The organism is Phaeodactylibacter xiamenensis (assembly GCF_000759025.1).
In the GTDB taxonomy this organism is placed as follows: domain Bacteria; phylum Bacteroidota; class Bacteroidia; order Chitinophagales; family Saprospiraceae; genus Phaeodactylibacter; species Phaeodactylibacter xiamenensis.
In genome coordinates this window covers 87,024-100,600 of record NZ_JPOS01000016.1, presented here as the reverse complement: position 1 = coordinate 100,600, position 13,577 = coordinate 87,024, and the positions used below count along the sequence as shown (strand labels likewise).

Annotated in this window: 13 protein-coding genes; 8 read left to right on the top strand and 5 right to left on the bottom strand. The window is 55.0% G+C overall.

Features of this window, described 5'->3' with window-relative positions; genetic code table 11:
* Position 1 precedes the first annotated feature (1 nt).
* Positions 2–397, bottom strand: a complete 396-nt coding sequence (locus tag IX84_RS06530) for a hypothetical protein (protein WP_152604943.1) — start codon at positions 395–397, stop codon at positions 2–4.
* A 276-nt stretch (positions 398–673) separates the two neighbouring features.
* On the opposite strand from IX84_RS06530, the gene ribA reads away from it, so the two are divergent.
* The 6 genes from ribA to IX84_RS06500 are packed head-to-tail and all read left to right on the top strand — an operon-like array spanning position 674 to position 5,532.
* Positions 674–1,258, top strand: a complete 585-nt coding sequence (gene ribA, locus IX84_RS06525; protein ID WP_076650626.1) for a GTP cyclohydrolase II — start codon at positions 674–676, stop codon at positions 1,256–1,258.
* Between the two features lie 3 nt (positions 1,259–1,261).
* Positions 1,262–2,257, top strand: a complete 996-nt coding sequence (locus tag IX84_RS30755) for a RibD family protein (protein WP_052515823.1) — start codon at positions 1,262–1,264, stop codon at positions 2,255–2,257.
* A gap of 2 nt (positions 2,258–2,259) precedes the next feature.
* Positions 2,260–3,213, top strand: a complete 954-nt coding sequence (locus tag IX84_RS06515; RefSeq protein ID WP_052515822.1) for a zinc-dependent alcohol dehydrogenase — start codon at positions 2,260–2,262, stop codon at positions 3,211–3,213.
* Positions 3,214–3,216: 3 nt separating this feature from the next.
* Positions 3,217–3,588, top strand: a complete 372-nt coding sequence (locus IX84_RS06510) for a 6-pyruvoyl trahydropterin synthase family protein (protein WP_044217745.1) — start codon at positions 3,217–3,219, stop codon at positions 3,586–3,588.
* On the top strand, positions 3,578–4,552 hold the full coding sequence (locus IX84_RS06505) for a glycosyltransferase family 4 protein (protein ID WP_044217743.1): 975 nt from the start codon (positions 3,578–3,580) through the stop codon (positions 4,550–4,552). The genes IX84_RS06510 and IX84_RS06505 overlap by 11 nt, the downstream gene beginning before the upstream one ends.
* On the top strand, positions 4,549–5,532 hold the full coding sequence (locus IX84_RS06500; protein WP_044217740.1) for an NAD(P)H-quinone oxidoreductase: 984 nt from the start codon (positions 4,549–4,551) through the stop codon (positions 5,530–5,532). Before IX84_RS06505 ends, IX84_RS06500 begins: the two co-directional genes overlap by 4 nt.
* A gap of 3 nt (positions 5,533–5,535) precedes the next feature.
* Here IX84_RS06500 and IX84_RS06495 read toward each other — a convergent pair whose 3' ends face one another.
* The 4 genes from IX84_RS06495 to IX84_RS06480 form a co-directional block, all read right to left on the bottom strand.
* Complete coding sequence (locus IX84_RS06495) at positions 5,536–6,495, bottom strand: Fic family protein (RefSeq protein ID WP_044217737.1); 960 nt, start codon at positions 6,493–6,495, stop codon at positions 5,536–5,538.
* A gap of 136 nt (positions 6,496–6,631) precedes the next feature.
* The gene (locus tag IX84_RS30750; RefSeq protein WP_052515821.1) at positions 6,632–9,832 is read right to left on the bottom strand and encodes a S8 family serine peptidase; all 3,201 of its coding nucleotides are present in this window, start codon (positions 9,830–9,832) and stop codon (positions 6,632–6,634) included.
* A 159-nt stretch (positions 9,833–9,991) separates the two neighbouring features.
* Positions 9,992–10,204 carry a hypothetical protein gene (locus IX84_RS06485; protein ID WP_044217735.1) on the bottom strand — a complete coding sequence of 71 codons (213 nt, stop codon included), beginning with the start codon at positions 10,202–10,204 and terminating at the stop codon, positions 9,992–9,994.
* A gap of 144 nt (positions 10,205–10,348) precedes the next feature.
* Complete coding sequence (locus IX84_RS06480) at positions 10,349–11,236, bottom strand: hypothetical protein (RefSeq protein WP_044217734.1); 888 nt, start codon at positions 11,234–11,236, stop codon at positions 10,349–10,351.
* A gap of 121 nt (positions 11,237–11,357) precedes the next feature.
* Here IX84_RS06480 and IX84_RS06475 point away from each other — a divergent pair, with 121 nt between their 5' ends.
* Complete coding sequence (locus IX84_RS06475; RefSeq protein ID WP_044217731.1) at positions 11,358–11,792, top strand: DUF4174 domain-containing protein; 435 nt, start codon at positions 11,358–11,360, stop codon at positions 11,790–11,792.
* A 114-nt stretch (positions 11,793–11,906) separates the two neighbouring features.
* Positions 11,907–13,571, top strand: coding sequence for a S41 family peptidase (locus IX84_RS06470; RefSeq protein WP_044217728.1), 1,665 nt, complete (start codon positions 11,907–11,909; stop codon positions 13,569–13,571).
* Positions 13,572–13,577 lie beyond the last annotated feature (6 nt).

Below are 13,577 nucleotides of genomic sequence, written 5' to 3'. Positions count from 1 at the left end.
ATCAGGCCTGAATGGGTGGTCGGAAAACGTTTGTGAGGTGGTGGTGTGGCAGAAAGTTAAGCGGCTTCTCCGTAAGGAAATGGGTGGTTTCTGCCGGTGCAGGTGCCAGGATGTAAGGAAATTCCAGGACCAGGTGGTCGAAAGAATGGACATGCTTCAGCGGCAGATCTTTATGGCTTTGACCTCCGTCACCATGGTCGTGATGGTCAGGATTCCAGAAATGCGCACCCATGAAGTGGTGGAATGACACTGTGTCGCCCTGATCGGCAGCCAGTTCTTTATGCAACTGAAAGTGTCGGAGTGCTGCCGGGAGTTTGCTCAACTGGCTAAAGTCCGCTCCGGGCAGGAAACTGCCGAGCAGAAAATAAAACGCCATAAATTGAGCAATGTTCTTCATGGTGACTATCTCAAATACACTTCAAAGGTAGGATTAGTTTTTTAAAGGTAAAATGATATTCGTCACAGAAGGTGAAAGTGGATAGCAGAGCCATCGTCCTTTTCCAGGAGGAGAAGCCTGAAGCCTGCATTCTCCGCTCATCAAAACTTTTCGCGTGAAATAAGGTTTGAAAAGAAATAAAAGAATGATCAGGTGCCTGCTCTAACAACCGGCAGCCACCGCGCTAATGATACAAAGGGGATGGTAAAGCAGATTCAGCAAAAAAACGCAACAGCAATGAAACGGCAGGCAGAAGCCATGATCCCAACGCCCTGGGGCGAGTTCAATATGGTCGCCTTTTCAGAAAGTGATGAGGATTGGATGCCGCACCTGGCGCTCATCCATAAAGACGCTGACCCCTCCGGCCCTATTCTGGTGCGCCTGCACTCTGAATGCATTACCGGTGACCTTTTTGGCTCCAAACGCTGCGATTGCGGGGAGCAACTGGCGGAAGCTCTGCGCCTGGCCGCTGAGCACGGGGGCGTGGTCCTGTACCTGCGGCAGGAAGGTCGGGGCATCGGCATCATCAACAAGCTGAAGGCCTATAACCTGCAAGACAAAGGCATGAATACCGTGGATGCCAATATCCACCTGGGACTGGAAGTGGACGCCCGGCAGTACAACATCGCCATCGAAATGCTGCAGGAACTGGGGATCGACAAAATCAACCTGCTGACCAATAACCCCGAAAAAATCAATGCTTTTGACGATGCGGAAATCGACGTGATCGCCCGCGTGCCGCTCATCATTAAGCCACAAAAAGAAAATTTTGATTACCTCAAGACCAAGCAGGACGAAATGGGGCATCTTTTTAAGCTATAAGTAATGACAGATGGGCTATGGAATGGGACTTTAGCATTGCGTACGGCTCTGTCACGCACCACTCAGCCTGTCCATTTTGCCTGCCTTTCCACATCCGGCAAAGCCGCTCTTAATGAGCCGCTTTCCGGAGACAAAGTTGTTTATATCGGGCTCGGCACAGGTACACACGATCCTCTTCCCGGTCAGGCCCACCTCCAAAAAACAGATGCTTTACGGTTTAGCATACTCAAGAACGGGGACTTTGATGCGACTACCCTGCAATACCTGCGGACCTACCTGCCCTACCTCTTTTTGCCCCAAATGGCTGACCACATGCAGCGCGCCTGTACGGTAGCCCACTTTGCACAGTCGCTGGACGGTAAAATCGCCACTGAATCCGGCCACTCCAAATGGATTGGCAATGACGAAAACCTGGTGCACGCCCACCGCATGCGTGCGCTGTGTGATGCCGTACTGATTGGTGGTGGCACCCTGGCCTGCGACCGCCCCCGGCTGACGGTGCGGCATGTCGCCGGCGAGCATCCCGTCCGTGTGGTAGTGGGCCGGCCCGATGCGGATTACGATTCCCTGCTGCAGGCCTGCGATCAGCCCATCTTTGTATACGGTGCTGCGGATGCCCGCGTGGATGCGCCGGTAGACTATACACAATTGCCAGACTTGCCTGATGAGGGCAGGGTGTGTTCCGTTCGGGTACTAAAGGCGCTGTATAGCCGCGGCATTCGGACCGTGTACCTGGAAGGAGGCCCCACCACCACTTCCCGCTTCCTGAAAGACGGCGCAGTGGATATCCTGCAGCTGCATATTTCGCCTATGCTGTTTGGTTCCGGTATGGGCGCCGTGCAATTCGCGCCAATCGCCAAAGTAGACGAAGCTATTGCCTTTCGTAGCTTCACCTTTGAGCCGGTGGGCGATACCATGATGTTTGTGGGCATCCCCGAAAACATACAACAGGCGGCTCCGGAAATGCCGGAAGTCACCGCCACGCCAAAAAGCAAGTAACTATGCCTCATGCCCTATGGCACCTTTCAGATACCCAATCCGCCATTCAGCCCGCTGAGCAGACTGATGAGGGGCTGCGCGTACAGGCCCATTACTCCCTGGTCAGCACCGGCACAGAACGCCTCGTTGCCACCGGCGGGGTGCCCCGTTCCCTGCATACCGATATGCGGGTACCCGGTATGATCGGCACCTTCAGCTTCCCACTGACCTACGGCTATTCCTGGGTAGGGAAAGTGGAAGCTCCTGGTCATCCGCTGCATAAGCAAATGGTGCATACCCTCTGGCCCCATCAAACGGAAATCTGTGCGCCTGCTGAAGCCCTTTTCCCTATACCGAAGGAAGTCCCCCCACTGCGGGCAACCCTTGCCAGCAATATGGAGACGGTGGTGAACGCCATCTGGGACAGCGGTGTCAGCCTGGGCGACCGGGTACTGGTGGTAGGCTTCGGGATGATCGGCGGGCTATTATCCCGGACGCTATCCCGTATGCCGGGCGTGCAGGTGCAGGTGGCAGAAACCGATGAACAACGCCGGTCGCAGCACCTGGATATGGGGTTTGAAGTATGGGACGGACAGCCGGCAGACCTCGCTTTTCACACCTCCGCTACCGGAGGAGGGCTGCAGCAGGCCATAGACGCGGTGGGGCAGGAGGGCAAAATTATTGAATTGAGCTGGTACGGCGAGCGGGAAGCAAAAGTGCAGCTGGGCGGCGATTTCCACTACGGGCGCAAGCAAATCATCAGTTCTCAGGTAGCCAATCTTCCGTCAGGCCACCGGGCACGCTGGGATTTCCGCCGCCGAAAAGCCGTGGTGATGGAATTGCTCAAAGACCCGGGCTACGATGCTCATATCACACAGGTGCTACCGTTCGCGCAAGCCCCGGCTTTTTTTGAGGAACTGCGCTCGGGCGTCATGCCTCCCCTGGGTACCGCCTTCGATTATTCATCCAAAATCTAAGATATGTTCAGCGTTACCATCCGACAGCACATTATGATTGCGCACTCCCTGCCACACCCGGACTTTGGGCCGGCACAGCGGTTGCATGGCGCGACCTACGTTACCGATGTAACCTTCTACAGCCAACAACTCACGGAGATGGGCATCGTTATCGATATTGCGCTCGCCCACGATGCGCTCAAGAAAGCCCTCGCCCCTCTGGATTATCAAAACCTGGACGAGCTGCCGCAATTCAAAGGCAAGCTGACGACTACCGAGTTTCTGGCTCTGTACATTCACGGGCAGGTAAAGGCAGCGGTGGCCGATCAGTTTGATGGCCGTATCAAGGTCGTCCTCGGGGAATCCCACGAAGCCTGGGCGGCCTATGAAGCCTAAGAAGCAAGCGTACGCTTTCCTCATTCCCGACACCGGAGCCTTTGTGTCTGGTGGCAATCTCTACAACCGCCACCTGATCGATGCCCTGCGGGAGCTGGGGCACCCCATTTACGAAAGTGCCCAGCCGGAGGGCCTGCCGGAAGGGGTGCCGATGCTCACAGACACTCTACTTGCCCCAACGCTGCCACCTGCACTTGCGAAGCAATCCGGGCTGATCGTGCACCACCTGCAAAGCCTGCACCCACCGGCGGGGTGGAAGGGGGCAGACTGGTTTCGGGAAAAGGAATGGCCCTGGCTACGCCACTTTGGCTGGTATTTGGCGACAAGCCCCTACACGGCGGATTACCTGCAGGGCCGGGATGTTTCCAAGCCCATTGAGGTGATTGAGCCCGCTTTAAAACAGCTGCCGGTGGTGCAGGACAAAACCGCCCATCCTATTCAAGCCATAGTGGTCGCTAATGTAGTGGAAAGGAAAGGTATACTGCCCCTGCTGAACGCCTGGGCAGCCGCGCCCCCTGAAGGCGTAGTGCTCAGTTTGGCTGGTAATCAGGACATGGAACCCGCATACGCCAAACAGTGCCTGTCGGTTGTGGAAAAGCTGGAAGGCGTACACTACCTGGGCACGCTGACGCAGGAAGCCCTGCAGGCAGCCTACGCCCGTTCCAACCTGTTGATTTCGGCTGCCTATATAGAGACCTACGGTATGGCCCTGCAGGAAGCAGCAGCGGCAGGGTTGCCTATTTTGGCCTATGCCGGGGGCAATGTGCCCAACCACGTGGATGCCGGCCGTAATGGGGAGCTTTGCCCGTCTCATACCGAAATTGTATCTTGGTTGAACAAATGGGCAACGCAGCCTGAAACTTTCAAGCCTTATCTTGAACACGCCCGCGCCCTCGCGCCGAACCGTCAGCGTCTTTGGGCCGATGCTGCAGCTCAGTTTGAAGCCATTAAAATACAACGATGAAAGCCATACAAATTAAAGATTTTGGAGGCCCGGAAGAACTCTATCTGGGCGATTATGAGACCCCTACCCCTGCCGCGAACGAGATACTGGTCAAAGTGGAAGCCACAGCCCTCAACCGGGCGGATACCCTTCAGCGTATGGGCAAATACCCCCCGCCGGAAGGCGATAGCCCGATTATGGGACTGGAGGTGGCTGGCGAGGTCGTAGAAGTTGGTGAGCAGGTTATTCACTGGAAGATTGGCGATAAAGTCTGCGGGCTGCTGGGCGGCGGTGGCTATGCCGAGTATGCGGTGATTCCCGAGCGCCTGGCCCTGCCCTGGCCCGAAGGCTTTGATGCCGTGCAGGCCGCATCGGTCCCGGAGGTGTTTCTGACTGCTTTTCAGGCCCTGCGCTGGCTGGCGCACCTACAGGAAGGCGAGCGGGTGCTGATCCATGCGGGCGCAAGTGGGGTAGGCACTGCGGCTATTCAACTGGCGAAGGTCATGGGCGCTCACCCTATCGTAACGGCATCGGCGGGCAAGCATGGCCTTTGTCAGGAACTGGGCGCGGAACTGGCCATTGACTACAAGGCAGAAAATTTCGCCGAAAGGCTACAAGACTATACCAAGGGGGAAGGCGTGAATGTGGTTGTGGACTTCATCGGCGGGCCTTATCTGCAGCAAAACCTCGACGTTATGGGGCTGGAAGGGCGTATGGTGCTCCTGGCTTTTCTGGGCGGGGTGAAAGTGGATAACCTTAGCATCGCACCGGTTTTGCGCAAGCGTCTGCAGATCATCGGCTCCACCCTGCGCGCCCGGGACTTGGAGTATAAGATCCGCCTCTCCAGCGATTTGCAGCTCTTTGCCTGGCCCTTGTTTGCGAACGGGCAGCTGCGCCCGGTTGTCGATAAGGTCTACGATTGGTCGGAAGTGGCGGAGGCCCACCGGTATATGGAAAGCAATCAGAGCAAAGGGAAGATTGTGCTGCGGGTGGGGACATAAGCCTCACCGACGCTCATAGGTCGTATTGCGCTTATCACCGGTCTTAAGTAGCAAGCCCTGTTGCACTGCTGCCTGTAAATCCCGGGAGGCAGTGGAGGTGGAAAGGTTTGGGAAAACAGCCCTATAATCTTTACGGGTAAAAAAAGGCTGATCGTGCTGTTCCATAAAGTATTGAATGCGCTCTTCAGCATTAGCCGGTGGAGTACTCAGCTTAATCATCTCCTGCAGGCTGCTTCTTATCTTTTTCAGGGCATAAACCACAAAGGTGGTGGACAATCCTGACCGGTCGCTGTCGCTAAGTGCTTTGTAGTAATCTTCCTGACTATCCTTAATGGCTTTTTCCACAGGCAGAAATTCAAAGACGGGGTTGGCTTCCATCAACAGGCGGGTTTGCCAAAGCCTGCCCATTCGGCCGTTACCATCCGAAAAGGGGTGGATAAACTCCATTTCATAATGGAAAATACAACTTTTGATGATCAGGTTTTCAGTGCCCGACAGCAAATACGCAAAGAGTTGACTCATCAAATGAGGGACATTCCAGGCGGGAGGGGCGAGATGAGCCACCTGATTGCCCTGAAATACTCCAACGCCCTCAGTTCGGTATTGACCTGCTTTATCCACGAGGCCTTCCATGAGTATCTGATGAGCCCTGAGATAATCCAACTCAGCGTAAGGGTTGAAATCGGGGAGGCTTTCATAGGCTTTGATGGCATTCCTGACCTCCAGGATATCTTTCTGCGGGCCGATGACGGGTTTATTGTCCAGGATGGCAGTGACCTGTGCTTCCGTCAGAGTATTGCCTTCAATAGCGAGAGAGGCGCGGATGGTTTTGATCTTGTTGCGCTTGCGAAGGGTGGGCTGAGGCTTACGGAGCTGTGAGCCGTCGATCACCCCTAGCAGGTGGCCTATGTCTGTAGAAAGGTTGACGATTTCTGCGGTAGGCTCAAAATACTTGTGCTGCATGATAGTATCATTTGGTACTATTAATACGCATTGAGCGATGATTTAGTTCTATTGGTATTATCAAATGATGTTATAACAAAGCGGCCGGCACTTCCAATAGAAATGCCGGCCGCTGCAGGTCAGTCCGTCAAACGGGTTATTGCTTAATCACTTTAATCGTAGCGACGCCGTGTTCCGTACGCACGCTCAGCCAGTACAGTCCGGCAGGCAGGGTAGCGGTAGACAGGCTGCTCTGCTGAATACCCTGTGTCAGTGCTTCTTCCCGTTGCAAGAGCTGCTGGCCAGCGGCATTGTACAACAGGTACTGCACCGTTTGGGCACGTTCCAGTTCCAGTTGGATACCGAGGGTTTTCCGGAAGGGGTTGGGCGCGACTTCCAGGCCCAGTTGGCGGGCCAGGTTTTCGGTCCCGGTCAGGCAGGTCGTCTCGAAGTTCATAGTAGCGGAGGGCTGACTGATGTTATTGACGCCCTCGCAGGTGACCCAGATGCGGGCATCGTAGGCCGAGCAGGAATCGAGGTTCTCCAGTTGAAGTTCCAGGCCGGTGGTCGGGTAGGTATCCCAGGCCGTTGTGCCGCTTCTGCGGACCTGCAGCTCATAGCTTAGTGCAGCATCAGGTGCCGCCCAGACCAGCATAGCGGTGGTATCAGTAAGGTCAAGGACGGTTAGCATCGCTGCATCACTGTCGCAGGCCGGATTGCAGATCGTAGAGAAAAAGAAGGATTCGGACCATCCACTTGGGAAGTCACCACAGAAGCCCGACACCTGCACTTCATAACCGGTGCAGACATCCAGTCCTTCGAGGATAAGCATTTGGGCACCAACGCCCTCAACGCCGGACCACTCCGCAGCCCCTTCCGGGCGGAAGCGCAGCTGATAGACCTCGCTGCTGCCTTCCCAGCTGAGGTAGGCACTCTGATAACTGATGGAGTCGGTGGTGACAGCCGCCGGTACAGGGCAGGGTGGTACCTCATCGGTGATCTCCAGGCAGTAGTCTTCCGTTTCGCCTTCAATGCTGTTGTTGCATTCTGGTAACTGGTCCTCCTGAAAAGCCATCGCCACCCGCATCCTTGTGCTGCCAGTCAGGGCATCATCCGGGATGAGGATCGGGATTTCTATACTGGTCTCTTCCGAATCGGTTACACTGCCCACCACTTCGGTGCTCAGGTCAAAGGTTCCATCCTGATTAAGGTCGATGAGGACCCAGTAGTTCTCAGAATAGGCGCTGGTCACCCAGCCGGGTGTAATGGTCAGGGTGTAGCCTGCGCCGGTTTCCAGGCTGGTGCTCAGGCCGGTGTAATCTCCGTAGCCGCCATCGTTGCCTGAAGTGTTTTCCAGGTCATTTATGGATACAGCATTGATGAATTCATACTCCGTATTGCCAGTGACCAGGCAGTAGTCGAGGTCGATGCAATTGCCACAGCCCGGTACGTCAAAGAGAATGTCCGTACCCAGGGAGTCGGGTAAGAGGTCATCACTGCACAGGCTTTGGATATTGGCTACACAGGTTTGACAGGAGTCGAGCCCGGTCACCGTTAAGGTGTTGGTGAAGACGCTGTCATAAGTCAGGGTATCCATCAGGCAGGTAACGGTCACCTGATAGGCACTTGCAGCCGATACCGGACGCCAGGACAGCACGGTACTGTCCACTGTGGATTCGGCGAACAAGTCCTGAGGCGCATCACAGCAGCCTTCGGTCAGGAAGGTGGCGATGGTTGAGAAAACGGTGGTGTCTGTACAGGTTTCCTCCAGGGCAAACTCATAAGCGCTGCAAGACAGTAAGCCGCTCAGCTCAACCGGGGCCATGGCGTCCGGAATAATCTGCCAGGTCGTGTCCCCGCTTTCCCGCCAGTAGAGGCTGGACTGCAAAGTGGAGTCGGTAGACACCCAGCTGATGGTCGCGCTGCTGTCGGTTACCGCAGTAGCTTCCAGGCCGAAGGCGCCCGGGCAGGGGCCACAGTTTTGGAGCAGCATCTGCAGGCTGTTGTAAAGGTTGAGCGTGCCGCCGGTTACCGTGATGCTATCCAGGCTTGGATTGGGTTTGACCCCGTCAAAGATGGCCCGCCGGACTAAAAGGGCGGCTTCTGCCGGTGCTTCGAGCGACAGCTGTGTAAGCTGGGAGCAGGGTGCGGAGTAGAGCAGGGCAATTGCCCCGGCGACGTGAGGCGTTGCCCCGGAAGTACCGCCAAACCCACCATAGGTATTGCCCTCGGCTGCCGTCCAGGTGCCCTGCCCGGGTGCGCCGAGGTCTATGGTCTCTATACCAAAGCCTGCACCACTGACCTTATTGCCGGTACAGTTGAGGTTGGTCACGCTGATCATGAAGTCACTGCTGCAGGCGGTTGGCAGGTCGCCAACTTCATCCACATTTTGGTTTCCGTTGATCGTAGCGCCCGCATTGAGGATACCGTGCACGCCGAGGGTGTCGTAGAATGCACACCAAAGGGGCGCGTCCTCCGGCTGTCCGAAGTTGACACCCCAGGAGGAGTTGGTGGCTACTACAAAAGAGCCTTCTGCTCCTCCGGTTTCGTTGTAGCGCATGCGGTGGGCAAGCGGGAAGCTGTAGGCCTCCAATACTTCCGACTCTATACCGGAACCGCCAACTACGATCATGAGCTTAACATCCCAGTTGACACCGGCCACGCCGATGCCGTTGTTACCCTGAGCGCCAACGATGCCCGCTACGGGCGTGCCGTGCCCATTGGATGCATCAATGTCGTCATCATCTGAGCCGGTATTCCAGCCGGCATAGTCATCAATAAAGCCGTTATTGTCATCATCAATGCCGTTACCAGGTATTTCTGCGACATTCACCCAGACGTTGTCGCCAAAGTCCTGATGATTGGGGTCGAGCCCGTCGTCTACGATGCAAACTACGATGTCATCGCCCAGTGCATTGGTGCCACCCGTAGTGATCTCCCAGGCCAGGTCCGCATCAATGTCAGCCCCTTCCACACAGCTACCGGAGCCACCATTGATGTACTGCCACTGATTTTGGAATTCCGGGTCGTCCGGCACGGTGCTCCGCAGCTCTACCAGGTGATTGAACTGAGCGACGGATATGCCGGGCATGCGGTTGAGATGGGCCAGGAAGTCAATTTCCGAGACCGCAGTATGGTCAAACCCCACACGCCAGATGCGCATGTAGGGCACGACTTCCTCAATGATTTTGAAATTGGTAGACCGCCCGTTGAAGGTTTGCAGGCGGCCGGTGAGAGATTGGACGCTGGCTTTTGGCTCCAGCCTGATCAGGGCTTCTCCAAGGACATGATTGAGCTGCTGACCGGCAAGGAGTACCGGAAGTACCAGAGCCAGCAACAGGGGTAAGCATTTTTTCATATTTCCATTTCACAAGGTTAATAATGGGCTGAAAATAAGGTAAAATGTGCGGGGCTTTCCGGTAACAGGTGTTTAGTTCGGTCTTGGCGGCTACAAAAAAAGCGGATGACCCGCCCGGGGCCATCCGCTCTGCCTGAATCTGGTATTTAGGTGATTGGTTTATCGCATGTTGTAATCCTGATAACTCTTGGTGGCAATGCGGTCAGAAAGGGTATTCATGACTTTTTGTGCATGATCGAAGAAGGTGTAGATAGCCTCTTTTTGATTGGTCATCAGCTTACTGCCTTCAATGGCATTTGCTGCTTCTTCGAGCTTTTGCAGTTGGCTGGATGCCATATACACGCCGGCTTCTGACTCAATATCCCTGATCATTGCGGTGGTGTGCGTAAACGCTTTCTTTGTCCAGTCGGCATGTTTGGTGGATGAGCCCGAAAATAAAAAACGCAGCCTTTTCTGAAGAGGGAAGGCTGCGCAGTATTTGGTTTCCTGAGGGCCGGCGCAATTAAGCCAGCCCGGTTATTTTACACGGGTATGGGCGGAAGGCTCCATGACCATTTCTGCCCGGTCATTTTGGCTTTCCAGCGGGCGGCATTTCCAGACCGGGGCATAGTCTTTGCCTTCGTGGCTGTACTGGCAGACCTGAGCAGAAGAGCCCTGATTGACGATGAAAGACTCGCTGGCAATTTCATGGTCGGTGGTGTACTCTGCCTGATAGACGCGGTTGAAGTTGGCGCCGTCGTAGAAGAAAAAGGCTTTTTCGATGCCGGCCCAGCATCCTACTGTCATGGTGCTGGTTTCGATTACCGGGAAGCCCTGTGTGGTGTTGATGACCCGGAGGAGAGAGCTAGAAGCGCAATCCTCGAACAGGCAGAGCCCGGGCACTGTGGTGGCGGTCAGCAGTTTGCCATCCTGTACCAGGCGCAGTTCACCGTTGATATCTCTTAATTGCTTCCGCTCATGCGTGGAGATGCCCAGCAGGAGGTACTCAGGTGTTTGGTCGTCGTTCAGGTCAGTACGGGTGTAGCCTTTGGCAATATCGGCGCCCCAGACGTAGCCCCGGAAGGGCTTTCCGTTGGCATCGCTGCCGGTCACCTGATACCAGAAATCACCGTATCCGTTAATCTCGTCTTCCGGCAGGAAATAGTCGTCGTTGTAGCTAAGGTTCGTTACCGGAAAAGCCAGCGGAAGGGTAGTCAGCACTTCAGCATCCCGGCAGGGGCCCTCATGTACTTTGGTATCAGCGGTAAAGGTGTAGAGGGTCGTATTCGGTTCGTAGTGGTCTGCTACCTGTGACTGCTCGTGAAACCAGTCGTAGTAGCCCTCCAGGTCGTGGCTGACGAAGCGTTCCTGAGCAGGGGTAGCCTGTACGGCAAAAAGGGCGGAGAGGAGGAGGAAGTTCTTCATGGGTGAAAGGGATTTGAGACGTTTTAGTAAACAATTGCGGACCTTCAGTTATTGCCTTGACTAGCAGGAAATTCTGATTTTTCAGAAAAGTAATGCAGTCATTTTAAGTAAAGCGAGAATTATGAAGAAGTTCGTTTGGTTTGTTGGGTCTTTATTATTTGCTCATTTGGGGAGTGCACAGCCCCTGCAAGAGCACCTTTGGCAGCACCGGGTCGTTTTGCTACTGGCTCCGGATGCCGAAGAAGCTGCATTGAAGCAACAATTTAACCTTTGGACGGCCACTCCCGAAGAAGTCACAGACCGCGATCTGGTTTTATATCAGCTTTTTCAACATTCGGGTACGGGGCCGGGAGGAACGCCCCTTCAGCCGGAAGTGCTCAGGCTGCTTACCAACAGATACGGGCCGGTACCGGAACAAGGATTAAAATTTGTGCTGATTGGTAAGGACGGTACGGTCAAAACAGAACAGGAAGCCGTGGTTCCCATGCAGGAGCTCTTCGGCCGCATCGACCGCATGCCTATGCGCCGCTCTGAAATGCGCCGAAGCAAAAACTAGCACATTTGAGCAACATTAAATCCCCTATTTTTGTATTAACCTGGTATTTTACGAACTATCGCCTCAGTCCGCCGAAGCCATTATTTTGCGAAATCTTTACACCCTGTCCCAAACATGCATCAAGATCGACCTTCAGCTCCGAATAAATTCAGTATCTGGCTCCCCTTGCTGTTTGCTATTGTGCTTGTCACCGGCATGTTGCTCGGCATGCGCATGCAGTCCAATATGCCCAAGCTCGTGGTGGAGCAGGAAGCCCCCGGCCCCGAAGGCATCGGTCAGGGCAAAGTAGAGGAAATCCTGCGCTATGTGGAGGCCAAGTATGTGGACGCTGTAGATAAGGAAGCACTCACACAGGAAGTGATTGACGACCTGCTCTCCCGCCTCGATCCTCATTCCAACTACATTTCCGCGGAAGAACTGCAAGCCGTCAATGAACAGCTTAAAGGCAATTTCGATGGCATAGGCGTTGAATTTATGGTCCTGGACGACACCATCGTAGTCGTCACACCGCTCGCCGGCGGGCCCTCCGAAACGGCGGGCATCCTCTCCGGCGACCGCATCGTGCAGATTGCCGACTCCACCATAGCCGGCGTAGGCATGGACTCCGATGATATCATCAAAATGCTGCGGGGCGAAAAGGGGACAGACGTGCAAATCGGCATCCTGAGGGGCAAAGAAACCAAGTTGAGGCAGTTCACGGTGACGCGGGATGAAATCCCAATGAATAGCGTGGACGTGGCTTATATGCTGGATGCCAATACCGGCTATATCAAGCTCAACCGCTTCAGCGCAACGACTTACGAAGAATTTATGAAAGCACTGGAAGAGCTGGTGGAAAATCAGGGCATGGAAGACCTCGTGCTCGACCTTCGCCACAACCCCGGGGGCTACCTTCAGCAAGCCACCAATATGCTCAGTCAGTTATTCAAAGAAAAAGACAAACTCCTGGTCTACACCGAAGGCGATGCCGTCAGCCGCAGTGAGTATACGTCCACCGGGCGCAACTTCTTCGATGTGGAGGACATCGTGGTGTTGATTGATGAAGGCTCTGCTTCGGCCAGTGAGATCGTAGCGGGGGCGATTCAGGACCACGACCGGGGCGTCATTATTGGCCGGCGTTCCTTTGGGAAGGGGCTGGTGCAGGAGCAGTACAAACTCCGCGACGGAGCCGCACTGCGCCTTACCGTTGCCCGCTACTACACACCCTCTGGCCGTTCCATCCAAAAGCCCTACGATGACCCCGAGGCCTACGAGCACGAGATGTATGACCGGTACGAAACCGGAGAAATGGAAGCAGCCCGGAATATCCTGATACAGGACTCTACCGAATACTACACCGACAACGGGCGGATCGTCTACGGCGGTGGTGGCATTATGCCCGATGTATTTGTACCCATCGATACCCTCAGCCTGGACGAGGACTACCTGACGCTCCGGCAATACGTACCGCAGTACGTTTTCCGCTACCTGGGCGAAGAGGCAGACCCCGCTGCGCTGACGGAACAGGGGCTGGACCGCTTTGTTACCTCCTTCAGCATTGATGATGCCTTGCTGCAGGGCCTGATCACTTACGCTGAGGAACATGGCGATCCCCTTACCGCAGATGCACTGAGCGAGCCCGTCAAGCGCGCCACCAAACACATGCTCAAGGCCCGCATTGCCAAGCAACTCTTCGAAGATGAGGGCTACTACAAGGTATGGAATATGGAAGATGCAATGGTAAAGGAAGCCCTGAAAGCCATTGCCCGATCCACTTCCCTTACCGCCAGTCAGCAATAACTCACA